Source organism: Agrobacterium sp. ES01 (genome assembly GCF_050320885.1).
Classification (GTDB): domain Bacteria; phylum Pseudomonadota; class Alphaproteobacteria; order Rhizobiales; family Rhizobiaceae; genus Allorhizobium.
This window is the reverse complement of the sequence record NZ_JBNQTH010000001.1, coordinates 479,530-502,329: the sequence shown is the minus strand read 5'-3', so window position 1 is coordinate 502,329 and position 22,800 is coordinate 479,530. Positions and strand designations below refer to the sequence as shown.

The following is a 22,800-nucleotide window of genomic DNA, read 5'->3' as shown; positions in this document are numbered from 1 at the left end:
TAGCCCTCTCTTGATTTGATCCCCAGCATATCGTGAACCCCATGCCCGAATCCGCCACACCGATCCTCCGTCTTGGCATCATTGCCGATCCGCAATATGCGCCCGTTGCGCCAAACCCGGAGCTTGGCCGTTATTTCCGCCAGAGCCTCGACAAACTGCGCACGGCCATTGCGTTCTTCGAGCAGGAGGATCTCGATCTGATTGTCGTGCTTGGCGATCTGATCGACCGTGACTGGGATAATTTCGATCCCGTGCTCGACATTCTGGCAACCTCCCGGCACGAAGTCCTCTGCCTGCCGGGCAATCACGATTTTGCCGTCGCTGCCGACAAGCTGGCGCACGTTCATGCCAAAATCGGCATGCCGTCGCCCTATTATGATCGCGTGGTCAATGGCGTGCGCCTGATCGTGACCGATGGAAGCGAGATCTCGCTGTTTGCTCCGCCGCTGGATGACGAACGCCGCATCGAAGCATCCGAGCGCTTGGAGACGATGACGAAACAGGGCGCTGCCAATGCCATGATGTGGAATGCCGGCATGAGCGAAACCCAGGTCGCCTGGCTGCAGGAGCGCCTGACCATGGCAGCGCAAGCGGGCGAAAAGGCCATTGTGCTCGGCCACTATCCCCTGCACCCCTTCACCGACCATGCGCTTTGGGATGCGCCTGGGATCGCCGAACTGATTGCCGCCCCCGGTGCAGCCGTCGCCTATCTCTGCGGTCATGACCACCGCGGCAATTACGGGCAGAAGAACGCCACCCACTTCATCAACTTCAAAGGAATGGTGGATACAGAAGACGAAAACGCCTTCGCCATTTTCCAGCTCTATGCAGATCACATCCATATCGACGGTCTGGGGCGCGAGGAAAGTCGTCGGCTGCCTGTATCGCGCTGACGGATTGAAACGCCCACGCGTTGTCTCGACATCGACCAGGGAATGCGGCCAGCTGCACGGTCGGGGTTCAGGTTCACCCGATTGTGACTTCATTCCGTCATATCCTTCCGGCAATCATCATGTGCAATGCATGCACCACCGGTGATGCCGGGAATGGAACAGGGAGATAGTGACGATGATGTTGAAACGATTGATGGCGGCAGCCGTTCTGGCGGCATTTGCAGCCGGTGTGGCCGTGGCTGCAGACGAGCCGCAGGTTCTCCGCCAGCAGATGATGAAGAAGATCGGCGGTAGCATGGGGGCAATGGGCGCCATTGCCAAGGGTGAAAAGCCCTTCGACGCCGACGTCGTCAAGGCAGCACTGACGACTATCGAGGAAAATGCCAGGGCCTTCCCCGATCAGTTTCCGGCAGGAACAGAGACCGGTTTCGAGACCGAAGCCAGCCCCAAGATCTGGGAAAACATGGATGACTTCAAGGCGGAAGCTGCCAAGCTTGCCGAGGTCGCTGAAGCCCAGCTCGCATCCATGCCCGTCGATCAGGCAGGCGTCGGCGCGACATTGAAGGCCGTCGGTGCCGTGTGTGGCGAATGTCATCAGTCCTACCGCATGAAGAAGTAGACGCGCAGAAAACGACCCTCCGTCCGCTCTTGCAAAGCGGGGCGGAGGGGCATCTGTTTGCAGCGGAGTCTCGCGGGGACCATCAATGACAGCTCTTTGGCTTAAGACACTCGGTACGCTCGTTCTCATCGGCGGCGTCGGTGCGGGCGGCTTTCTGTTCGTCACGGCGCCGCAGCGCCAGCCGTACGCGCATTGGGAAAATCTCGGTGAGCCTGATCTGCAAAACGGAGAGCGCATCTTCTGGGCCGGCGGCTGTGTGTCCTGTCATGCGCCTGCGGGTGCCGAGGGTGAGGCACGACTGGTGTTGTCGGGCGGCGCACCCTTGAAAAGCCCGTTCGGCACCTTCCACGCCCCCAATATTACACCCAACCCCGATGTCGGCATTGGCGGTTGGAGCCTCGCGGAATTCGGCGATGCCATGACCCGCGGCGTCGGCCCCAATGGTCAGCATCTCTATCCGTCTTTTCCCTATGGCTCCTATGCGCGTATGACGTCGACCGACATCAACGATCTCTTCGGCTACCTGAAAACGCTGCCATCCAGCGACAAGGTGGCACCGCCGCACGAACTGCCCTTTCCCTTCAACATAAGAGCTGCGGTCGGCGGCTGGAAATTCCTCTATTTCACCGACGCGCCACGCGTTGATCTGGCCAATGCGGATGATCGGGTCAAACGCGGCCAGTATCTGGTGGAAGGTCCCGGCCACTGCGGCGAATGCCACACCCCGCGCAATGCGCTGGGCGGCTTTAAATCGGGGCAATGGCTGGCCGGTGGTGCCAATCCGGAAGGGGAAGGCACCATTCCCAATATCACGCCGGGCTCGAAAAGCATCGGTGGCTGGAGCCAGGGCGATATCGTCGAATATCTGACCACTGGCTTTACCCCGGACTACGACAGCGTTGGCGGTTCCATGGTCGAGGTGCAGAAGAACCTGTCAGAACTTCCAGCCGAAGACCGCGAGGCGATTGCGGCCTATCTGAAGGCCGTGCCGGCAGTGGAATAGTCGAGTTTCGATTTATGCGGGGCGCGTGTTGAACAAGGCATGATAGTCCCGCCCGCCATAGAAGATGTTGACGATGACGACCTTGTCATCCTGCAGAATGTAGGCAATCACAGCCTTTTTCTCGAACGGAACAACGCGAATGCCCGGCATCAGGTCGTCCCGCGCCACGCCGCCCCTGGGAGCGTCGCCGATGCGCTGGCAGCGATCAAGAATACGGTCGGTGAAGCCGGATGCAATTTGCAACGATTGGCTTGCCTCGAACACGTACAGGAAAATGGCTTCAATATCCGTAAGGGCTTCGGGACGATAGACGACCTCGAAGCGCTTCATTCGTCACCTTAGGCACGGTTCTTGGCGTAAAGCAGGTCGAGGTGTTGGCGGGCTGCATTGCCGCTGATATTCGCACGCGGGTCGTCCATCGAATGACGCAGACGTTCCCGCAGGGCATCCAGCCGATAATCGTCGGCAGGTACCGATTCCAGCATATCTTCAATGGCGGCGAGGACGGCTTCATCGTTTGATGCGAATTCCCGTGCGCCCAGTCGTTCGCGCAGGAGCGCCACGATGTCGCTGGGTAGTTTAACGCTCACCATCTCGCCCATATCAATCGCTCCGGCCAACCTTCGATCCAAAGGATAGTCCTCATCTCATATCGACGCAACCAACACCCGTTCCAGCGTCGCGCAAGCCACGTCATGCATGGTCCTTTCCAGCAGCACGGAGAGTATATGGGAATGAGCGCTGAACGCAGGCGGATGGAGAGTGCCATTCGCTCTTTGCTGGACAACTATCCCGATCCCGCGTTGCATAACTGGGTCGTCAAGACGGTCGGCGCTTTCGAGGAGCGTTTGAGTGCGATTGTCGATCCGAGGGAGCGTGACCAGGTACAACAGGCCGCGCTGATCCTCATCAAGTCCACTTTGCAACAGTGGTCTGAAAAGCCTCCCGTCAGGCATTGACGGGCTGTAAGTTTAACGTGGCGGACTGGCCGGCCGGGCGGAGTTTTACTCCTCTCGGCCGTGTTCGCGTTGAAAAGCCGTAATTTCTGTGTCGGCCTCCGCAGTCCAGATCCCGAGCGCCTTCAAAACTTCCGTGGTGAAGGTCACCGGAGAATTTCCGGGCGCCGTCACGATCTTCTTGTCCGACACCGCCTGCGGCTGGTCGAGATAACGGGCTTCGCCGTGATAACCGGGATATTGCTGATGGGACGCGAGCGAATTTCCGGTATGGGCAACATTGTCCAGCACCCCTGACGCTGCCAGTGCGCTGGCCGCAGCGCAGATACCGGCCAGCACCTTGTCTTTTTCATGAAAGGCTGTCGCCATGGCGGCAAAGTCGTAGGCGCTGCCTTTTTCCCAGGCGTAACCGCCGGGAATGACAAGGGCATCGAACTCGGAGGCATCGATGGCATCGAAACCGATGTCAGGCGACACCTTCATTCCACCCATGGAGATGACCGGGCCGCCGTCGGGCGACGCCGTCACCACATCGCAGCCGAGATAATAGCGCGATGCTGCCATCAGGAGGGCGGGCTCCCAGTCGGCAAAATCATGCTGCAAGGCAATGGCAATACGGGGCATCGGGAAAGTCCTCCTTAAGAAGCTCAGGCCAATGCCTGCGTGTAGCGCATGCCAGTGACAGGACGAGGCAGGAAGTCCATGTGTTCGTAGAAGCGGTGGGCGGCGAAATTACCGGTCGCGGCACTCACCGACAGGAAGTCGCAGCCGGATTTGCGGGCAATGTCGCGGGCGCGTGCCACCAGATGCTGACCGATGCCATTGCCGCGCTGGCCGTCAGCCACGAACAGGTGATGCAGGTCCATGCCGCGCTTGCCTTCCTGCGCCTTGTAAAGCGGCACCAGAATGGCGTAGCCGATCAAGCCTTCGCCGCTATCGGCGACCAGAGCCTGGATCCAGGGCATGGGCCCGAACAGATCGCGTTCCAGCTTGTCCGGGGTCATGTCCGATGCATCGCCATGATGGATCGCAAGGGCTGCAATCATCTGGTTGAGTTCCGGCAGGTCGCCGACCCGCGCCGAGCGGATCACCACAACGGGCGGTCTTGGAAGTGTAATGTCGGTATCTTCAGTCATTGTTCGCGTCCCTTGTTCGTTTTGCCGTCAGGGGAAGCTGTTCATACAACAAGGCCGCCTGACGGCGGCCTGTTGACATAAGTGATCAGTCGGGCCGCCTGTTACCGGTAGGCCCAAAAATACGTGCTGGTGATGAGTGCGCGTGCGTTGATCATGGAAGCCTAGATGCTCCCAATTGCAATGCTTGTCAACGGGGCTTTTTGCGCATCGCTTGCCGGCAATCCGCGCTGGCACGACTGCGCCTGGCTTGATAGGAAAATGCGTCCGCCCCAGCCAATAGGGAAACCACCATGACCATCAAACTCTATCTCGCAGGTCCGGAAGTCTTCCTGCCCGATGCCCGTGGCGCACTCGATGCCAAGGCAGACATGGCGCGCGCTTACGGTTTCGAGCCGATCATGCCAGGCGATATCGCGATCGAACCGGCGCCCACCCGTCGCGAATTCGGCTTGCGCATCAGCGAAGTCGACGAGCGGATGATGAATTCGGCCGATGGCATCATTGCCAATCTGACCCCGTTCCGTGGCATATCCGCCGATGTCGGCACCGCCTTCGAGCTGGGTTACATGTGCGCGCAGGGCAAGATCGTCGCCGCCTATACCAATATCGCGGACGGACATTTCGAACGCAGCATGCGTTTCTACGGTGGCGACGCGGTAAAGGGCGACGATGGACGCTGGCGCGGGCCGGATGGTATTGCACTGGAAGATGTCGACATGATCGACAACCTGATGCTGCAGGGTGGTGTCCTCAGGCGCGGCGGTCATGTTGCCGTCCATGCAGCACAGCCAGACAGGCTTTATCTGGACCTCACGGCCTTTGAGGAGTGCCTGACATTTATCGCGGCACGCGGTGCGTAAAGCGAGTTCTAGTCCTGCAGCCGGTTTCCTGACCTATCGGTCAGCACCTTCTCGAAACTCACCTTGGTGAGCAGCATGTCCTTGTCGGTGTAATGCACCGCATCGTCGGGCATGCGCGTTCCCACAATCAGGTAGGTCACTGGTGCATCCGACTGGTTTTCCAGCCGGTGCCCCACCTCGACGCCGGCCTTGAAGCAAGCGGCATCGCCGGGATGCATTTCTGTCATTGTGTCGCCCTCATTGAGCATCACCTGGCCTGAAAGCACATAGACGAACTCGTCTTCCGACTCGTGCCAGTGCTTGTGGGAGGAGAAGGAGCCCGGTGGCAGGGTTTCGACGAAGGCGCCGAATTGCGTCAATCCGCCGGCGTCGCTGAGCAGTCTGGCGCTGTAGTGTCCAAGCTCTGCATTTCGTCCTTCTCCGTTCACCTCTTCAAGAGGTGCGTTCTCGCTTCTGATCACTGGCATTGGTTTCCCCTCAGTGGTCGTGTTCGCAAAGGCTGTGATCGGACAGGGCGCGGATCACATAACAATCGCCGACAGTGTGATTGCCGCAATGGTCGACAATGCGCTCCAGCTCCACTTCCAGTTTCTTCAGGCGCGCCAGTTTTTCGCGCACCTCCATCAGCTGCGCCCTGGCAATGTCATCCGCGCGCTCGCACGGTTCTTCCGGATGGCGGCTCAGCGACAGCAATTCCCGGATCGCCTCGATCGGAAATCCCAGATCGCGCGCATGGCGAATGAATGTCAGCCTGTCCAGCGCACGTCTTTCGTAACGGCGCTGATTTCCCTCGGTGCGATCGGGCGCGGCAATAAGGCCCTGCTGTTCGTAATAGCGAATGGTGGGGACTTTGACGCCCGTCAAACGCGAAAGGTCTCCAATCGCATACATGGCCATCCTTCCAGATCTCTAGTTGCTGTAGATTTGGGGATGATTGCGGCGATATCAAGTTGCGCGCCCCCGGTCGCCAGGGGCTGTGTCGTCTCACGTAAGGAAAAGAGGCAGGTAGGGGCGCAGAAACATGCGGCCCTGGAGCGACTATTGTTCGTCGCTGAATTCCATGTAGACGGCTTCAACCTTTTCAGCCGTTGTCGGAAAGCCGAAGTCCTTGATGCCGGTGCCGGCGGATGCGCCATTCTTCTTGCCGCCTTCGATGCCCCACAGAGCGCTGGCAAGATGCGAGGAGAGAAGCGTCTTGCTGAAAGCCGGATTGGAAGCAGACCGCGTCGTCGCAACCGTTTCCGGTGCTGCGTCTTCGCTGTCGATCTGTTCCGGCACATACCGGTTCTGGTAATATTGGCTGCTTAGACCGCTGTCGATCCTCATGGCAGGCCTCTCTGCGTTGGCGTTAACCTTTTATTAACGATTGAAGCTTGCGCGAGGCTTGCGCATTATTGCGCTGCGGCAAAACGGGTATTGACCTTGCAATTCATTTCTGAACTGACACTGCGAAGCACCTGACGCTACGTAAGCTAACTATAGCTGTCGTGTGTGTGCCAGATGCGATCTGGAGGTCATGGACGCATGCAGCGCATCCAGCTTTTTCCAGTCTCCCTCATAGGTCATCGCATCCTGACTACGCTCCAGCGCCTGGCGCGCCATGTCGCGCGCGGCATCTGCAATTTCGGGATCGGCGGCCTGTGCCACGACTGCGAGCGACTGCTGCACCGCCGACGCCACCTCGATCAGATGCGCGCCATCGCGGGCAACGCCGACATAGGCGGCGCCGAACAGATCGTCGGCCAGCACGGGCGGCATATAAACGGTGTCATAGCGCGCCTCGGAGCCATCGCCGTCGGCCTCTTTCGCCAGCCGCGTGCGGCGCTGCTCGGCAAATTTGCCCATCAGCCTCGACAGCCTCGACACCACATCAAGCGCCGTGCCGGGATCATTGATGCCTGGCGATAGCGCCCGCGATGCGATCTCCGACAGAACGGTGAGGCCGAATAGGGGATCCTGGGCGTAATTGCGGATATCGCCAAGGGTGAAGGCCCGCAGTGTCGCTTCGCGCGTATCGTCTTCTTCGTCTCCGAAGCCTTTTGGCCCGTGGAACATCAATAGCGGTTCGTTTGGCGAGCAATAGTCACCGGGCCGTGCAAGCAGGAAGATTTTCCCCTCCAGCCCCTTTGCGATGTCGTGCAGCCGGGCCATGTCGACATGGCGCAGATGCCCGGCAATGTCGGGAAACAGGGGAAGAGCGCCATCGGGAACTTGTGTATAGGGCAGTCCGCCGAGATAGGGGGACTGGGCCAGATCGCTCAACGCGCTTTCTGCAGTGTCACTCACACGGCTGATGGTTTCGCTGACCTGGCCAAGTCCGGCCAGATGATCGATCCAGCGCAACAGCATGGTCACGATCAAAAGAACGACCACCAGAGTGGCAACGAAAAGCACCAGACGCCCGCCGCCGCCATAGAGATGCGTATTGAGCGCAATCAGCCCGACCAGCGAAAACAGGAAGGCCCCCAGAAAGGTGGAGAGTGCCGACTGCGCCGTTCGATCCTGCAACAAGAGGCTGATCGCGCGCGGTGTGCCGCTTGTCGCCGCAGCCGTGGTGGCTGCCACCAGTGTGGAAAGCGAAAAGGTGGTGACGGCCAGCATGCTGGACGCGATGATCGACAGGATGGCATCGACAGCCTTGGCACCGACCATATCGGAAAAGCTGTCTGGTATATAGGGTCCGATGACAATGCCCAGCACGGCAATTGCAACAGCGACCAATGCATAGAGCGTTGCCCGGAACCACAGCCGCTTGACGACCTGCAAGGCTTGCCACCACGTACCGCTCATGCGTTGTTCTCCAGTTTGGTGGCCATGTCCGCAAGCTTGGTGACCGTATTGATATTGCGCGAAGTGCCGGACCTCAGAGACGGCAGCTTGATTTTCGAGCGGCCTGAGCCAAGCGGATAGTGCACATAGATCTCCCGCCCGCGCACCACGGCTTCCTCACCGTCAGGGGCCACAAAGCCGTGCAGGGCGGTATCGCCGGGCGCAGCGCTGAAGAAGCTGACGAGAACCTGGTCTGCGGGCATGCCGGCAAACGGATTGTTGTCGGCAATCGCCCTCATCTCGTCCGCGCGTCTGACGAAGACCCGCGTCGGGCTGCCAAGCTTGCGTTCGAGTTCCTCGCTCAGGCATCCAATGATGAAGGCCGGCTGGTCGTCGCTGGAAAAGATCAGATTGCCCGACTGAATATAGGTCGAAACATCGTTATAGCCGAGGCCTTTGGCAATCTCCCTCAGGTCCTCCATAGACAGTTTTGCGGTCCCGCCAACATTCACGGCACCGATCAGGGCGACAAAGACTGGCATGTTCCCTCCCAAAATTTAAAGGCTCAAATACGATAGGGGGCCGGCATCCTCTTGCCAACGTGCACACTTATTTGGTGATGAGATAGCCCAGCCCTCAACTTTAAACACACGGACCTTCCGCTTGTTCCCACAATTGCGCGCCATCTCTCTGGTGACGCGCATTGGGCAGTGATATTCAGTCTCAAGCATTGCTTATGATCGGGAGGAAATTCATTGAAATTATTCGTTGCCAAGGGAAGCTGCTCGCTTGCCTCTCACATCGCATTGGAAGAGGCCGCAGCATCCTATACGGTCGAGAAGATCGATCTGGCCAAGGGCGATCAGAACAGCGAGGCCTATCGTGCGGTCAACCCAAAGAGCCGGGTTCCGGCACTGGTCACCGACCGCGGCATCCTCACGGAAACGCCGGCCATCCTCGCCTTCGTCGCCCAGAGCCATCCCGATGCCGGTCTCGCACCGGTGGACGATCCCTTTGCCTTTGCCGAGATACAGGCCTTCATGAGTTATATGAGCTCGACGGTTCATGTGGCCCACGCCCATGGCCGGCGGGGAACCCGCTGGGCTGACGATCAGTCCTCGCTGGACGACATGAAGCGCAAACTGCCGGAGGTCATGGGCAAGTGCTTCGACATGATCGAACAGGACATGTTCAAAGGTCCCTGGGTCATGGGCGACGCCTATTCCATCGCCGATCCCTATCTCTTCACCATCGCCCGTTGGCTGGAGAGCGACGGTGTCGATCCCAAGCGTTTTCCGCGCATTCTGGATCACGGCAACCGGATGGAAGAGCGATCGGCAGTGAAGGCGGTACTCGCCTCTTACTGACGCAGGTCTGCGCCAGTCATTGGCTCGCATGGAGCGGTCGCTCAGGCCGCGTCGGTGTGTTTCAACGGCGCGGCTTCTTCGGAGATAAAGGCGACATCGCGTCCTGCTCTCTTGGCATCGTAAAGCAGATCGTCGGCTGCCTTGACGGCATCGTCGAGTGTTGCCTCGACGCCGGCTTCGATCAGCCGAATGCCCGCTGAAAAGGTGAGGGGCAGTTCGACGACCGTACCGATATCCGATTCCGCAAACATCCTTCGCCAGTGCGCACAATGCGCCATGGCGTCATCCCGGTCGGTGTCTGGCAGGAATACCAGGAATTCCTCGCCGCCCCAACGGAACGCAAAGTCGCGCATGGCAGGATCGGACTGCAGGATCTGGCCAAAACGCTTGATCACCTTGTCGCCCAAGTCATGGCCATAGCGGTCGTTGAAGCTCTTGAAGTGATCGATGTCGATCACCACCATGGCACGGGTTTGATGGCGGCCGGCCTCGCTCAGAAGCCGTGGCAGGACCCTGTAGGCATGGCGACGATTGAACAGCCCTGTCAGATGATCGCGCGAGGCCTCTTCCTTAAGTTTGCGCTGCAGGGTCAGATTGTCGTGCAACTGGGACTGCAAGTCGCGTGACAGGGTGTTGAGCGTGGCCTCTCCAGCCTTGCGCTCGGTGATGTCGTGCATCAGGAACATCCGGCCGCCGGCGCGTCCCCAGGCCGAAAGAGCGTGGCAGCCGATCTCATAGGTCTTTCCCGATGCTGCAATGGTCACTTCGCCCCGTGCTTCATCCGTGAATGACACGTCATGAATAAGGCTTGCCAGTTCCGGTGGCTCCGAAAGGATTGCGCCGATCGGGGCCTTGGGAATTCCCGGTAGTGCTGCACCGGCAGGATTGATTTCCAGGATACGGCCTTCACCATCGACGATCACCACAGGATTGGGCAGGATCGCAAAGATTGCATCCCGTCCGACCGGTGGCACCACGAACAGACTTGAAAAATACTGGGCAGACAGCAGGACCGCGCCGGTCATGGCGAAGACAAAGGGTGTCGGATCGTCGTTAAACACGCGAAAGGAAAAGAAGTTGAAGCCGATATTGGAAGCCCAGGGCAGGAGTGCTCCCATGAGCAGTGCAACCAGTTGCCAGCGATGGATTCCCTGAGCGGTACGAAGGCGAACCAGGCCATAGATAAATGCGGCCCCCATCGTGGCGTAAGCGATGTACATGGCCAGATCGTAGATCAGGCCGTGTGCGTTGCGACCGCTGGCAAGATCGTAGGCCGGGGCGTAAACGCCGTGGTGCCAGTCATTCGTGAGGGCTGCAAGTCCGACCGCTGACGTGAAGGCCAGCAGCGCCCCGATCTGCCAGTTCTTTTCGCAGTCCTCGCCGCGCGCATAGGTGACGAAACTCAGGCTCCAGAACAGGGGCACGCCGACAATGCCAAACCATGCCAGTTTGACCATGAAGTTGTTGAATTCGACGTCGTCACTGCCATTGCGCGCAATCACGCAGCAGGTCCACCACAAACCGCAAAGCACGGCAATGATCAACGAGACACGACCGGGACTGCGCGGCGTGCGAAGCACGCCGACGACGATGAGCGGGATCATTGCGGCAACCGCGACCAGCACCCAGAAAGACATAAATAAACCTTCGTTCAAATAAAAAGGCGCCAAAAAAGCGCAGGTCCCTGATCAAAAAAATATCAGCAACCTTCACGAAGCTTTATGGGAAACAATCGCTAACAAAACACTTCTGCGCCGCGCACCGCACGCAGTGTACTTACCGCATGGTAAACAAGGCCAGCCTGCCGCGAGCGTAAAAGGTCCCCTACATCTTGCCCGCAACCTTGATCGCAAACGCATATTCGAATGCGATCTCTTCCAGTCGCTGGAAGCGTCCCGATTTTCCGCCATGGCCGGCAGCCATATTGGTCTTGAGCAGATACGGTCCGGCCTCCGGCGCCTTGTCGCGCAGCTTGGCCACCCACTTGGTCGGTTCCCAATAGGTCACGCGCGGATCGGTCAGGCCCGAAAGCGCAAGGATCGGCGGGTAGGGCTTGTGGGCGACATTGTCGTAAGGCGAATAGGCGGCGATCCAGTTATACTCCTCGGCGCTCTCGATCGGATTGCCCCATTCCGGCCATTCCGGCGGCGTGAGGGGCAGGGTGTCGTCGAGCATGGTGTTGAGCACATCGACGAAGGGAACGGCCGCGATAATGCCGCCGAACTTCTCAGGTGCCATATTGGCAATGGCGCCCATCAGCATGCCGCCGGCCGATCCGCCTTCGGCGATGATCTTGTCGTAAGAGGTGAACTTCTCGCTCACCAGATGATCCGCTGCCGAGATGAAATCCTTGAAGGTGTTGGTCTTCTTTTCCATCTTGCCGTCTTCATACCAGGCAAAGCCCTTGTCCTTGCCGCCGCGGATATGGGCGATGGCATAGACGAAGCCGCGATCGGCAAGCGACAGCGCATTGGTGTTGAACGAGGCCGGAATGGCAATGCCATAGGCGCCATAGCCATAAAGCAGGCACGGGGCAGAACCGTCGAGGGCGACATCCTTGCGGTAAAGCAGGGTGACCGGAACCTCGACCCCGTCATGGGCCTTGGCAAACACGCGGCGCGTTACATAGTCGCTCGGATTATGGCCCGACGGCACTTCCTGCGTCTTCAGCAGCGTGCGTTCGCGGGTTGCCATATTATAGTCGAACAACTGGCTGGGCGTCGTCATCGACGAATAGGAAAAGCGGATGACGTCCGTGTCGTATTCGGCCGCGCCCGACAGGCCCAGCGAATAGGCCTCTTCGGCAAAGGCAATCTCGTGTTCGGCGCCGGACTTGCGATCGCGGACCATGATCCGCGGCAGGCCGTCGCGGCGCTCCAGCCAGACCAGATGGCGGGCAAAGGCCATATGGTTGAGGATCAGTCGACCCGGCTCATGCGGCACCACTTCCGTCCAGTTTTCCTTGCCCGGTGTCGCAACCGGGGTTTCCATGATCTTGAAATCCTTGGCATCCCCATCATTGGTGAGGATATAGAACACATCGCCACCTTCGGTCAGATCGTATTCCACGCCATCCTCGCGCGCCGCCACAAGCTTGGGCTCGGCCGTCAGGTCGGAGGTTGGAATGAGATGGAATTCCGAGGTCTCGTGGTCGTGGATGTCGATATAGATGAAGTCGTCGAGCAGCGAACCGCCAACCCCCATGAAGAAGCCCGGGTCCTTCTCCTCGAAGACCAGGCGATCTTCCGATTGCGGCTGGCCGATGATGTGGTGGAACACCTTGGACGGACGGTGATTGTCGTCCTGAAGCGTATAGAAGAAGCTCTTGCCATCCGGTGCCCAGACCCCGCCGCCGGCGGTATTGTCGATCACGTCGTCGAGATCGGTCTTGGTCGCCAGGTCGCGCACCCGCAACGTAAAATATTCAGACCCCTTGTCGTCATAGCCCCAGATGCCGAGCGAGTGGTCATTGTTATTGCCAAGGCCGGCCAGACGGAAATAATCCTTGCCCTCGGCTTCCTTGTCGCCGTCCAGCAGCAGGTCGCGGATCGTCTCGTCCTTGACGTCGCCGTCGCGCGGGATGCGGAAATAGCGCGGCTGCTCGCCGCCGGTGACGAAACTCGTGCCATAGGCAAAGGACCCGTCCTTCACCGGCACCGAACTGTCGTCTTCCTTGATACGGCCTTTCATCTCGGCAAACAGCGTCTTTTGCAGATCTTTCGTATCTGCCATCGCCGCCTCCATATAGCCGTTTTCGCCTTCCAGATAGGCGCGGACCTCGGGGTCGAGGATAGAGGTATCCTTGAACATCGCCTGCCAGTTATCGGCCCTCATCCAGGCGTAATCATCCGTGCGGGTGATGCCGTGACGGGTATCGCTGACCGGTTTGGCAGCAGCGCTCGGGGTGGTTGGCAGGTTCTTGAAAGGGGACAATGCGTTCTCTCGACTTTGAATATCCGGGGCGGGTGGATCAGAGATAGAGAGCGCGGCAGGGCCGATCAAGCCCGAATGTCCGTCGCGCTATTCTGGCACCTGGGAAAAACAGAATTGACAACTCGTGGTTGCTGGAACACCCCATTTCTGGCGGGTAATTTCGGCCCCGGTTAAACGACTCAGTGAGTATTCGATGTATAAAAGAGTGTTTTCCGCAGCCTTTGTAACGCTCCTTGCGGGCCATGCTTTCGCCCTGGACAACAGTGTCATTCGCCAGCTCGAGGAACTCGAGCCCGAGGAACAACTGGAGCAGCGCTGCGATATCGAAGCCATGAGCCGCATCCGCAGCGAACAAAGCGGTTTCAATCCGGACAAGGTGATCGCCTACACATTCTCCCCGCCGGACGTCGACGGCAACAGCATCCATGCCTCCGGCGCAGTCGTGCGCAGCCGTGGCAAGTGGTATCGCCTGAAATACCAGTGCGAGACGGGTGAAAAGCACCTGAAGGTCAAGAAGTTCGACTACGAGATGGGCGCACTGATCCCGCGCAACGAGTGGCAGAAATATTATCTCTATGATTGACAGGCGAGCCCGGCCTGTCGCCGGGATCGCTGGTCCCTCGAAGAGACGCGCCGTCTAGCGGTCCGCCGCTCCCTTGCCGAAGGTCGCGGGGCCGCTGGCTGCTTCCGGCCAGCCACCTTCACAACAACGCCGTATTAAACGGTCACCAGTGCTATCGGACTGCGGAACATTTCGACATCGTCGGATGTTTAATGCCGGCGCTTCGACAATGGGGACGAGCGCGCTATAGTCGTCCGCATCGCGGCACTTTCGGGGACATTCATGACGCCTGCAGACTACCTGAAAGACTACTCCGCCTTCATCGCGCTGGCGGTGCTTTTTCTCATGCTGATCGGATTCTTGCGCGAAAAGACGCCGCCCTCGGCTGTGGCCGTATCCGGTGCAGCGGTGTTCATCGCCTTCGGTTTCGTCAAGCCGGATGAAGCGCTGTCGGTATTTTCCAATGGTGCGGCCATCACCGTTGCCGCCATGCTGATCATCTCGGCAGCCTTTGCCCGAACAGGCATCCTCGAAGCCATCATCACCCGCATTCTGGCGCTGGCGCGGACCCGGCCAACCCTTGCCATCTTCACCCTGTTAGGGCTGACGATGGTGGCCTCCGCCTTCGTCAATTCCACACCGGTCGTGGTCATGTTGATCCCGGTCATGACCTCGCTTGCCTCTGCCACCGGCATAGCAAGGCGCAAGCTGCTGATCCCGCTATCCTATGCCGCCATTCTCGGTGGCACCTGCACGCTGATCGGCACATCGACCAACCTTCTCGTGGATAGCGTTGCACGTCAGCAGGGCCTGGAGCCCTTCGGCATTTTCGGCATCACGCCCATCGGTCTCATTCTGGCCGCAGGCTGTTCCATCTTCCTGCTGTTTGCCCAGACCTTTCTGTTGCCGGCCAGACGCGATGGCGACGATCTGAACAAGGGTGACGCCAAACCCGACATCGTCACGGAACTGCGCCTGCGGGACGATTTTGCCGATCTGGGCAGGCCCTATTCCAAGGCCAAGATCTTCTCCCCGCGCGGCGTCGAGCTCATGGCAGCCTTTCGCGGCGGGGTGAAACTCGATCTCACCGATGAGGACGTGCTGATGCTGGAGCGCGACCGGATCGTGCTGCGCGCCACCCAGGCCGAACTGGCCACGCTCGACAGCACCGACGGCGCCGATCTGGGCCTGCAGTTGCGGGCACCTGCGAAAAAAGCCGAAGACCATGAGATCACCAAGATCACCATCGCCTCCGGCCACGACGCGGTCGACCGCAAGATTTCCGACGCATCCTTCCTGTCGCGTCACAAGGTCAAGGTGCTGGGTGCCAGCCGCAGGGCCAACCTCGCCGGTCCCGATCTTCCGAGCCTCAAGCTCAAGCCCGGCGATGCGCTGTGGCTCGCAGGCTCCGCGGAAGACCTGCAAAAGCTCGCAAATGACATCCGCCTCATACCGTCCCAGACGCCGCTGGAAAAATCCTTCCGCCGCGACCGCGCAGCATTGGTCTTGCTGGCTCTGGCCACAGTCATCGTGCTCGCAACGCTCGGGGTCATGCCGATCGCCGTGCTGACAATCATTGCCATCGGTTTCCTGTTTCTGGTCCGTGCCATCGATACGTCCGATGCATGGCGGGCAACGGATGGCGATGTGCTGGCGCTGATTTTCGGAATGTTGATCGTCGGCATCGGCCTGCAAAACAGCGGCGCGGTCAAATTGATGATCGATGCGGTCCTGCCCATCCTGACGCTGGCGCCGCCGGTGGCCATCATCCTGATCATCTATCTGCTGACATCGGTGCTGACCGAAATGGTCACCAACAATGCCGTGGCCGTGATCATGACGCCAATTGCCATTTCCCTTGCCGGATCGCTGGACATGCCGCCGGAAGCCGTCGTGCTGGCCGTCCTGTTTGGGGCCAGCGCAAGTTTTGCCACGCCCATCGGCTATCAGACCAACACCATCGTGGCCTCTGCCGGCGGCTACCGCTTTGCCGACTTCCTGAAGATCGGCGTGCCGATGAACCTGATGGCCTCCGTCTTCACAACCTTCGGCATCTGGCTGTTCTATCTGCGCTGAGCGGTCAATGGCTCGAATGGGGGCATGCTCTCCTCAGGCGCTGAGCGTCAAAGCAATGCCCCATGGGTCCTGTATCAGATGGCCGTCTGCATTGCGTGTCACCGGGATCTCCATCGCATCCAGAGTTTTCAGCGCCATGTCGAGCGCCGGCTTCTCATTGAAAACCACGGAATATCCCTTGAGCCCGGATAGATTGCCGCTGCGCGGTCCAGCCTTGCGACTGCGCCAGATATTGGCGGCCACGTGATGATGGTAGGAGCCGGACCCGAAGAAGCTTGCGCCCGGAACCGTTGCCATCTTCTTCAGGCCAAGCACGCCTTCGTAGAACTGATCGGCAGCGGGAATGTCGCCCACCTGAAGGTGAATATGGCCAAGGCCGGCACCATCGGCCATGCCGCCCCATTCGCCCTTGGGTGCGCTGTCGTAGAGGGCCTGAAGATCGAGCGCCAGAGTGTCCATCTGGACGGTGCCGTCACTGTTGAAGGCCCAGGCATCGACGGGGCGGTCGGCATAAATCTCGATACCATTGCCTTCCGGGTCTGACAGATAGATGGCCTCCGATACCAGGTGATCGGCTGAACCATCCAGCCGCACGCCGCGATTGGCTGCGTGATAAAGCCAGTGGGCCAGTTCCTGCCGGTTCGGCATCAGGAACGCATTGTGAAACAGCCCCGCAGCGCCTCGCGGAGCGGCAGCAACGTCGCCTTGCGTCGTCAGTGTCAGCAGCGGAACGCCACCGGCGCCCAGAACCACACCGCTCATGCCAGTCTCGATGGTCTTGAGGCCCAGCATCGAGCGATAGAATTCCGCAGTGGTATCGAGATCCCGGACGACAAGATGGGCCGCGCCCACATGGGCCGGCCGGGTCAGGGCAAAGCTTTTGTCTGTCGTGTTCATATCGGCCTCCGAGGGCTATGAGAGTGCCGGACCGGATGTAATGAGGCTTGCGCTGGCGACGAGCAGGCCGCGTCGGCTGATATCACCCATGATCTGTGCTCCCTTTGATTGTCTGGAGGGAATATGCGCTGGCACAGGTGTTCACGAAAGATGCTCAGTTGGAGATTTATCGTTCGCTATTCCTTGACAGTCGCCCGTGCCGCAACTTGATCCGGATCAATGCAGGCCCATCGGGTGCGCTGCATTCTGCCGGGCATCGGAGCAGCCTGACCCACAGGTCTGCGGCAATAGGAGAACACGCATGTACAAGAAGATCATCGTACCCGTGGACTGCGGCGCGCTCGACCGGGGCGCAACCATTCTGGAAACCGCCAGCAACCTGCTGGCCGAAGGGGGCGACATCGTCCTGCTGACGGTCGTTGAAGATGTTCCGGGCTATCTGGCCATCGATCTGCCCGTCGACATGATCGAAAACGCCATTGAGGACGGCAAGGCAAAGCTGGTCGGTCTGAAGGAAAAGACAGGTGTCGCCGCCCGCGTCGAGATCCGCACAGGTGCGCCGGCCCGCGAGATTTTGGCGGCCGCGGAGGAACATTCCGCCGACCTTATCATTGTTGCATCACACGTCCCCGACTATTCGAACTATTTCATCGGCGCCACCGCCGACCGGATCGTGCGCCATTCGAAATGCTCGGTATTGGTCGACCGCTGATCGCGGTTGAGCCTCATGACAATCCGACGAAACGTAAGGAGACATCCATGGATCAAGCAAAATACGAGAAAATCCTGCGTGATCGTCAACGCGAGATCAATTCCCGCCTGAACCGCATTGATGATGACCTGGGCCACGAAAAAAGCGCCGACAGCGAGGACCGCGCCATCGAGCGCGAAAACGACGAGGTGCTGGAGGAACTGGGCCAGGCCGGCGAGGTGGAACTGAAAGCGATCGCCGCCGCCTTGCATCGTGTCTCGCAAGGCACCTTTGGCGAATGCGTCAATTGCGGCCAGCCGATTTCGCAAGAGCGGCTGGACGTCATTCCCTACACGCCCTTCTGCAAGGCCTGCGCTGCGGAGCTTTAGTCTCACAGATGCGGATCGACATTTGTGGGTCGGCTGTCGCCAGTCGGCCCGTTTTCGTCCTACATGGTCTGCAACAGCGCCCCGACTGTCCCGCCGATCAGCAGGATGAAGGACGAAAGCCATGTGATCACGGCGCCGGGTCCGCGTTTCTTGGCATCGGAATAATATTCGACCGCATAGAGCGCGCGGCCGCCGGTCCAGCACAGGCCTAAAAATCCGGCCAGCGGATCGGAGACATAGGTGCCGAAGATCCACAGCGACGGCAAAAACAGGACCATTTGTTCCACCGTGTTCTGCTGCACTCGGAACACCCGCTCGAAATTGACATTGCCGGTCGTCTTGGGCGCTTCCACGCCATATTCCTTGCGGGCCCGGGCCACGCGGATAAAGAAGAAAATATAGGCGACCAGAGCGGCAAAGGTCGCAAGAACCGTAAAGCGCATCGATAATTCCTTGAACTGACCCGGAGTGAGGATCTGCACTAGCCGTAGGACAAACCCATTTTGCTGGCAAGCAGCGCGATCTGACCGGCACGCAAAACAATTGCCGGATTGGCTGTGACGATTGTCACAATTTCAACATTGCTTAATTGCTATCCTCTTATCATCATGACCAGACTATCACTCGTTGAAGGACAGCATCCGGAAGATGACCCAGCAGTTCCGTTTTGGACGGCCCTATGATTTCCATGAACTGCTCGCCGACGGCATCGTCCATGGCGTGGGTGTTGTCTTCGCGCTCATCGGCGCAACGGTCCTGATTTTCTACGCCACCGTCTGGTCGAGCTATGGTGAAATTGCCGCGGCCTGGATCTATGGCCTGGGGCTCGTCATCGCCCTTGGTGTGTCGTTTACCTACAATATGCTGCCCCACTCGCGCTTCAAGTGGATCATGCGTCGATTCGATCATTCCGCCATCTTCATCCTGATTGCGGCGACCTACACCCCGTTTCTCGAGCGTGGCTCCGACAACCCCTGGATCCTGGCGCTGTTGATCGGCATCTGGCTGGTGGCCGCGATGGGCATTGCGCTGAAATGCTTCTTTCCCGGCCGCTACGACCGACTGGCCATCCTGCTTTATCTGGCGATGGGCTGGAGCGGTCTGATGGCCGTGGGCGAGATCGCCAGCTACCTGCCGTCGATCTCAATGGCGCTGATCGTCGTCGGTGGCGTGATCTATTCCGCCGGTGTCATCTTCCATGTCTGGGAAAAACTGCGCTTTCAAAATGCCATCTGGCACGGTTTCGTCGTCGCCGCCGCCGCCGTGCATTATTCCGCCGTCCTCACCGCCTTCAGCCTTGGCGCATCCTGAATAGCCTGCCTTCTTAAACATGCACCCGCTGGACAACGCAGCCACAGCGTGGCTATGGAACAGGCACATTTCTGGCAGGACCCTATGCATGACCTCATCTCTTCTGATCCGTGACGCCGGCGAAGCGGATCTTGCCGCCATCCGCGACATCTACAATCACGCCGTGGAACACACGACCGCAATCTGGAACGACATTCTGGTCGATCTGGACAACCGCCGCGCCTGGCTGGATGCCCGTCTTGAGCGTGGCTTTCCGGTGCTGGTCGCCGAGCGCGATGGCAAGGTCATCGGCTACGCCTCCTATGGCGACTGGCGCCCCCATGACGGCTATCGCCACACGGTCGAGCATTCCGTCTATGTCGACAAGGACTGCCGTGGCGGCGGCATCGGACGTCAGCTGATGGCAGCCCTTTTGGCAAGGGCACGGGCCGGCAATATCCATGTCATGATCGCCGCCATCGAGGCCGGCAACACGGCCTCGATCGCCCTTCATGAAAAACTCGGCTTCGCCATGGTCGGCATCCACAAACAGGTCGGCACCAAATTTGGCCGCTGGCTGGACCTGGCGGCCATGGAGCTGGTGCTCGACGACCGCCAGCCCCGGGGCTGATCGCAACCGGATCACTCGATGTGCAGCCGCAGCATGTCGCCGCGCACGGTCACTGCGGGTTTCGCACCGGGCGTGTTCGGCAAGTCGCTGTCCACCAGCGAGGCGACCGCTTCGACCAGATAGCTGATCTCGGTTGGCTGTACGAAACGAAGGCTTGCATCCATCATCTTGCCGAACAGCTGGATCGTCTCGTCATTGGCGACATGGCGATAGATGATCCGGGCCCGCAGCGCCGCGCCTGAGAGCGACAGGCCGGTCGCGTGTCCGTCGAACACCACATCGCCCGCATCGCTTGCCACGTTCACCGTGGAAAAATCGCCCTCGAGCTCGGTACGGCTTGCCGCCTGATCCACGCTGATCGCGCTGTCGGGCTTGATATTGGCCGTGAGCGTGGGCTGGCAGTCGGACCAGTCGAAAAGCCGTGGCGAGCGCCCCATGTCGACGATCAGCCTGTTGCCATCGGTGCGCATGCTGGCATCCGGTGTGCAGGTGTCGGAGAAGAACCAGCCGGAGCGCCAGACCGCACTCCAGCCATCGCGCCGCCCTTGCAGAAGAGCCGTCTGCGGCGCGTCGGGATCGGCGGTGATGATGATATGGCTTGCCTTGCCGGTCACGTCGACCGATGACACCTGGGTCAGATCGAGAGGACCGGCAATGGCCTCGCTGCGGCTGATCAGGCCGACAGCCGCGTCAGTCACGATGACGGCCAGCAGAATGCCGCAGCCGGTCAGAAGAACAGTTCTCGATTTCATGATATGTGCCTTTCAGGGTACGGGTTGAACCGCTCCTGTTGTCGGCCACATCGAGACAAAACGCGTCCTTGATCACGTTTCAGGTCGACCGGGATCGCAATCGAGGCCAAACTCTCAGCCATGTTATCAAGTGATGCCCGATGATTTTCGTACCCCTGTCCTTTTGCGCCACCCTGCTTTTGCTGGTCCTGATCGTCCGCCTCTTGTCGGCGCGCGACGAGGGAGGGCCGGCATGGCCCTTTATTCTGTTGCTGCTGCTCTACACCGTCCAGACCGTGATGGTCGGCCTGCGCTGGGGCTATGGCGTTACAGAAATCCTGCCCTTGCTGGCAACCATTGCCAGCGCCATCCCGCCGGCCTCCTATCTCGCCTTTCGCGGTCTGGCGCAGGAAGGCGATATGGTCCGCTCCGGCGATTGGCCCCATGTCCTGCCGGTCATCGCGGTGGTGATCCTGTTCGCCCTCTGGCGTGCGCCCATCGACATTTTGATCATTGCCGATTTCCTCGGCTACGGAGCGGCGCTGTTCTGGCTTGCCCGCCATGGCCCCGACGGTCTCGTGGCATCCCGTCTGGACGGTGCCCTGCGCTCCTGGCGCTCCATGCTGGCCGGCGGGGTGATGCTTGTCTCCTCGGCGCTGACCGATTGTGCCGTCAGCCTGGACATGAGCCTTGGCGGCGGGCGGCATGCGGGCGAGGTGGTCTCGGTCTCCACCACGCTCATCCTGTTGCTGCTCGGTATTGCCGCCGCCTCTGCCGGCTCCGGTGGCGGCCGTCGCGAGGTGGAGGAGGGGCAGGCCAGTCGCAAGGCTGTCGGTGCGGCTGCAGAAAATGATAACCCGGACACCGCAACCGCCAGCGGCGCGGATGCGCAGATTGCCGCCGATCTCGACCGGCTGATGGGAGAGCGACAGCTTTTTGCCGATGCCGATCTCAATCTGGCCCGTCTCGCGCGCCGTCTGGGCCTGCCGGCCCGCGCCGTGTCCAACGCCGTCAACCGCGTCCACGGCGTCAGCGTGTCCCAATATGTGAACAATCTCAGGGTCGTCGAAGCCTGCCGCCTGTTGGCCGAAAGCGATCTTCCGGTGACGGCGATCTTCTACGAGGCCGGCTTCATGACCAAGTCCAATTTCAACCGCGAATTCCTGCGCGTCACCGGCAAGAGCCCGACGGTGTGGCGCGCCGATGCCGCCGCTCGACGTCAGGCCGGTTGACGAAACCGGGCATGGCCTCAGTTGGTGCCGTTATCCATGGCGGGACGCTCCGTCGGCCCCCAGACGCCGATTGGCTGGCCGGAGCGCGTCTTGACCGCCGCATCGAACATCGCGACCACGGCCTGCTTGAGGTCCGCTTGCGCGCAGGCATAGCCGCCAGAACTCGCCCCCTTCAGGCCACCAAAGCAGTTGCCGGTGCCGCCGGGCGTATATCCGCTGGCCCAGTCCCGCACCACGCCATCCGGCCCGACCAGGAAATAGACCAGCCGTTCGCGTTCATAGGGCAGGGGCTTTCCATTGGGTTCGGCATAGCCGGTGCTCGCCGACGTCGTATCGGCAGGCGCCAGATGGCGATAGACCATGGCGCCACTGGCAAGCACGGTCGCGCCGATCATCGGTCCAAGCGCAGGCTCCGTTGTGCCATCGCCCTGGTTCGCATGCGCTGCAGCCAGCACTTTGGCATAGGGCTGGCCCACGGATTGGCCCGTCACCGGATCGGCCGAAGCCGTCGCCGTTTCCACCGAAGGGCTGACGCTCTTGGCACTCTGCGCCAGATCGTCCGTTGCCTGGAGGCATCCCGAAAGAGCGGCACTGATGACAAAGCAAAGACCCACGGTCTGAAGTGACGTTACCCGCATGCGATTCCCTTGATCTGTTTTCCGCACCTATTTGCCGGACAAATGTCGAGGATCGCAAGCGGCGAAAATACGCCATCAACGAAAAATGAGCACACGTATCGGATCAAGGCTTGCCGGTCTTGGCCGC

28 protein-coding genes are annotated in these 22,800 nt (G+C 59.9%); 13 read left to right on the top strand and 15 right to left on the bottom strand.

All coding sequences use genetic code 11. The features are described from left to right. The first annotated feature begins 41 nt into the window (after nucleotides 1-41). From ACQQ2Q_RS02625 to ACQQ2Q_RS02615, 3 genes are all read left to right on the top strand, one after another. Nucleotides 42-893: a metallophosphoesterase gene (locus tag ACQQ2Q_RS02625; protein WP_428185466.1), complete on the top strand. Its 852-nt coding sequence runs from the start codon at nucleotides 42-44 to the stop codon at nucleotides 891-893. A gap of 175 nt (nucleotides 894-1,068) precedes the next feature. Then, entirely contained in the window at nucleotides 1,069-1,512 is a 444-nt protein-coding gene (locus tag ACQQ2Q_RS02620) for a c-type cytochrome (RefSeq protein WP_428185465.1), read from the top strand. A gap of 85 nt (nucleotides 1,513-1,597) precedes the next feature. After that, nucleotides 1,598-2,515, top strand: a complete 918-nt coding sequence (locus ACQQ2Q_RS02615; RefSeq protein WP_428185464.1) for a c-type cytochrome — start codon at nucleotides 1,598-1,600, stop codon at nucleotides 2,513-2,515. Between the two features lie 12 nt (nucleotides 2,516-2,527). Here the strand turns inward: ACQQ2Q_RS02615 and ACQQ2Q_RS02610 are convergent, their stop codons facing one another. Further along, nucleotides 2,528-2,845 (bottom strand): type II toxin-antitoxin system RelE/ParE family toxin, encoded by a 318-nt coding sequence (locus ACQQ2Q_RS02610; protein WP_428185463.1) that lies wholly within the window; start codon nucleotides 2,843-2,845, stop codon nucleotides 2,528-2,530. 8 nt (nucleotides 2,846-2,853) lie between these two features. After that, nucleotides 2,854-3,117: a hypothetical protein gene (locus ACQQ2Q_RS02605; RefSeq protein WP_428185462.1), complete on the bottom strand. Its 264-nt coding sequence runs from the start codon at nucleotides 3,115-3,117 to the stop codon at nucleotides 2,854-2,856. 132 nt (nucleotides 3,118-3,249) lie between these two features. On the opposite strand from ACQQ2Q_RS02605, the gene ACQQ2Q_RS02600 reads away from it, so the two are divergent. Continuing rightward, on the top strand, nucleotides 3,250-3,474 hold the full coding sequence (locus tag ACQQ2Q_RS02600; RefSeq protein ID WP_428185461.1) for a hypothetical protein: 225 nt from the start codon (nucleotides 3,250-3,252) through the stop codon (nucleotides 3,472-3,474). A gap of 45 nt (nucleotides 3,475-3,519) precedes the next feature. On the opposite strand, the gene ACQQ2Q_RS02595 is transcribed toward ACQQ2Q_RS02600, so the two are convergent. Further along, nucleotides 3,520-4,095, bottom strand: coding sequence for a DJ-1/PfpI family protein (locus ACQQ2Q_RS02595; protein ID WP_428185460.1), 576 nt, complete (start codon nucleotides 4,093-4,095; stop codon nucleotides 3,520-3,522). A 23-nt stretch (nucleotides 4,096-4,118) separates the two neighbouring features. Further along, a complete protein-coding gene (locus tag ACQQ2Q_RS02590; protein ID WP_428185459.1) occupies nucleotides 4,119-4,607 on the bottom strand; it encodes an N-acetyltransferase family protein in 489 nt (162 codons plus the stop codon). A gap of 290 nt (nucleotides 4,608-4,897) precedes the next feature. Here ACQQ2Q_RS02590 and ACQQ2Q_RS02585 point away from each other — a divergent pair, with 290 nt between their 5' ends. After that, nucleotides 4,898-5,467 (top strand): nucleoside 2-deoxyribosyltransferase, encoded by a 570-nt coding sequence (locus ACQQ2Q_RS02585; protein WP_428185458.1) that lies wholly within the window; start codon nucleotides 4,898-4,900, stop codon nucleotides 5,465-5,467. An 8-nt stretch (nucleotides 5,468-5,475) separates the two neighbouring features. Here the strand turns inward: ACQQ2Q_RS02585 and ACQQ2Q_RS02580 are convergent, their stop codons facing one another. The 5 genes from ACQQ2Q_RS02580 to ACQQ2Q_RS02560 all read right to left on the bottom strand — a co-directional run bounded on the left by ACQQ2Q_RS02580 (nucleotide 5,476) and on the right by ACQQ2Q_RS02560 (nucleotide 8,778). After that, nucleotides 5,476-5,934, bottom strand: a complete 459-nt coding sequence (locus ACQQ2Q_RS02580) for a cupin domain-containing protein (protein ID WP_428185457.1) — start codon at nucleotides 5,932-5,934, stop codon at nucleotides 5,476-5,478. Nucleotides 5,935-5,944: 10 nt separating this feature from the next. After that, a complete protein-coding gene (locus tag ACQQ2Q_RS02575) occupies nucleotides 5,945-6,358 on the bottom strand; it encodes a MerR family transcriptional regulator (RefSeq protein WP_428185456.1) in 414 nt (137 codons plus the stop codon). 147 nt (nucleotides 6,359-6,505) lie between these two features. Beyond that, nucleotides 6,506-6,793: a hypothetical protein gene (locus ACQQ2Q_RS02570; RefSeq protein WP_428185455.1), complete on the bottom strand. Its 288-nt coding sequence runs from the start codon at nucleotides 6,791-6,793 to the stop codon at nucleotides 6,506-6,508. Nucleotides 6,794-6,943: 150 nt separating this feature from the next. Beyond that, nucleotides 6,944-8,257, bottom strand: coding sequence for a DUF2254 domain-containing protein (locus tag ACQQ2Q_RS02565; protein WP_428185454.1), 1,314 nt, complete (start codon nucleotides 8,255-8,257; stop codon nucleotides 6,944-6,946). Continuing rightward, nucleotides 8,254-8,778, bottom strand: a complete 525-nt coding sequence (locus ACQQ2Q_RS02560) for a DUF1697 domain-containing protein (RefSeq protein ID WP_428185453.1) — start codon at nucleotides 8,776-8,778, stop codon at nucleotides 8,254-8,256. Before ACQQ2Q_RS02560 ends, ACQQ2Q_RS02565 begins: the two co-directional genes overlap by 4 nt. A 213-nt stretch (nucleotides 8,779-8,991) precedes the next feature. On the opposite strand from ACQQ2Q_RS02560, the gene ACQQ2Q_RS02555 reads away from it, so the two are divergent. Next, the gene (locus ACQQ2Q_RS02555; RefSeq protein WP_428185452.1) at nucleotides 8,992-9,603 is read left to right on the top strand and encodes a glutathione S-transferase family protein; all 612 of its coding nucleotides are present in this window, start codon (nucleotides 8,992-8,994) and stop codon (nucleotides 9,601-9,603) included. Nucleotides 9,604-9,644: 41 nt separating this feature from the next. Here the strand turns inward: ACQQ2Q_RS02555 and ACQQ2Q_RS02550 are convergent, their stop codons facing one another. Further along, complete coding sequence (locus ACQQ2Q_RS02550) at nucleotides 9,645-11,240, bottom strand: diguanylate cyclase (RefSeq protein WP_428185451.1); 1,596 nt, start codon at nucleotides 11,238-11,240, stop codon at nucleotides 9,645-9,647. 187 nt (nucleotides 11,241-11,427) lie between these two features. Continuing rightward, nucleotides 11,428-13,536 carry a S9 family peptidase gene (locus ACQQ2Q_RS02545; protein WP_428185450.1) on the bottom strand — a complete coding sequence of 703 codons (2,109 nt, stop codon included), beginning with the start codon at nucleotides 13,534-13,536 and terminating at the stop codon, nucleotides 11,428-11,430. A 193-nt stretch (nucleotides 13,537-13,729) separates the two neighbouring features. Between ACQQ2Q_RS02545 and ACQQ2Q_RS02540 the strand changes: the two genes are divergently transcribed. Both ACQQ2Q_RS02540 and ACQQ2Q_RS02535 read left to right on the top strand, forming a co-directional pair. After that, entirely contained in the window at nucleotides 13,730-14,119 is a 390-nt protein-coding gene (locus ACQQ2Q_RS02540) for a DUF930 domain-containing protein (protein WP_428185449.1), read from the top strand. Between the two features lie 261 nt (nucleotides 14,120-14,380). After that, the gene (locus tag ACQQ2Q_RS02535) at nucleotides 14,381-16,174 is read left to right on the top strand and encodes an SLC13 family permease (RefSeq protein ID WP_428185448.1); all 1,794 of its coding nucleotides are present in this window, start codon (nucleotides 14,381-14,383) and stop codon (nucleotides 16,172-16,174) included. Between the two features lie 33 nt (nucleotides 16,175-16,207). Here ACQQ2Q_RS02535 and ACQQ2Q_RS02530 read toward each other — a convergent pair whose 3' ends face one another. Next, the gene (locus ACQQ2Q_RS02530) at nucleotides 16,208-17,071 is read right to left on the bottom strand and encodes a VOC family protein (RefSeq protein WP_428185447.1); all 864 of its coding nucleotides are present in this window, start codon (nucleotides 17,069-17,071) and stop codon (nucleotides 16,208-16,210) included. 301 nt (nucleotides 17,072-17,372) lie between these two features. Here ACQQ2Q_RS02530 and ACQQ2Q_RS02525 point away from each other — a divergent pair, with 301 nt between their 5' ends. Together ACQQ2Q_RS02525 and ACQQ2Q_RS02520 are read left to right on the top strand one after the other, a co-directional pair. Then, nucleotides 17,373-17,783, top strand: coding sequence for a universal stress protein (locus tag ACQQ2Q_RS02525; protein ID WP_428185446.1), 411 nt, complete (start codon nucleotides 17,373-17,375; stop codon nucleotides 17,781-17,783). Between the two features lie 47 nt (nucleotides 17,784-17,830). After that, the gene (locus ACQQ2Q_RS02520) at nucleotides 17,831-18,151 is read left to right on the top strand and encodes a TraR/DksA family transcriptional regulator (protein WP_428185445.1); all 321 of its coding nucleotides are present in this window, start codon (nucleotides 17,831-17,833) and stop codon (nucleotides 18,149-18,151) included. A 59-nt stretch (nucleotides 18,152-18,210) separates the two neighbouring features. On the opposite strand, the gene ACQQ2Q_RS02515 is transcribed toward ACQQ2Q_RS02520, so the two are convergent. After that, on the bottom strand, nucleotides 18,211-18,594 hold the full coding sequence (locus ACQQ2Q_RS02515) for an MAPEG family protein (RefSeq protein WP_428185444.1): 384 nt from the start codon (nucleotides 18,592-18,594) through the stop codon (nucleotides 18,211-18,213). A gap of 205 nt (nucleotides 18,595-18,799) precedes the next feature. On the opposite strand from ACQQ2Q_RS02515, the gene trhA reads away from it, so the two are divergent. Continuing rightward, entirely contained in the window at nucleotides 18,800-19,462 is a 663-nt protein-coding gene (trhA, locus tag ACQQ2Q_RS02510; RefSeq protein WP_428185443.1) for a PAQR family membrane homeostasis protein TrhA, read from the top strand. Between the two features lie 88 nt (nucleotides 19,463-19,550). Next, nucleotides 19,551-20,072, top strand: coding sequence for an N-acetyltransferase family protein (locus tag ACQQ2Q_RS02505; RefSeq protein ID WP_428185442.1), 522 nt, complete (start codon nucleotides 19,551-19,553; stop codon nucleotides 20,070-20,072). Nucleotides 20,073-20,083: 11 nt separating this feature from the next. Here the strand turns inward: ACQQ2Q_RS02505 and ACQQ2Q_RS02500 are convergent, their stop codons facing one another. After that, nucleotides 20,084-20,824, bottom strand: coding sequence for a hypothetical protein (locus ACQQ2Q_RS02500; RefSeq protein WP_428185441.1), 741 nt, complete (start codon nucleotides 20,822-20,824; stop codon nucleotides 20,084-20,086). Nucleotides 20,825-20,964: 140 nt separating this feature from the next. Here ACQQ2Q_RS02500 and ACQQ2Q_RS02495 point away from each other — a divergent pair, with 140 nt between their 5' ends. Beyond that, nucleotides 20,965-22,035, top strand: a complete 1,071-nt coding sequence (locus ACQQ2Q_RS02495) for a helix-turn-helix domain-containing protein (protein WP_428185440.1) — start codon at nucleotides 20,965-20,967, stop codon at nucleotides 22,033-22,035. Nucleotides 22,036-22,052: 17 nt separating this feature from the next. On the opposite strand, the gene ACQQ2Q_RS02490 is transcribed toward ACQQ2Q_RS02495, so the two are convergent. Beyond that, on the bottom strand, nucleotides 22,053-22,673 hold the full coding sequence (locus tag ACQQ2Q_RS02490) for a hypothetical protein (protein WP_428185439.1): 621 nt from the start codon (nucleotides 22,671-22,673) through the stop codon (nucleotides 22,053-22,055). Between the last annotated feature and the right edge of the window lie 127 nt (nucleotides 22,674-22,800).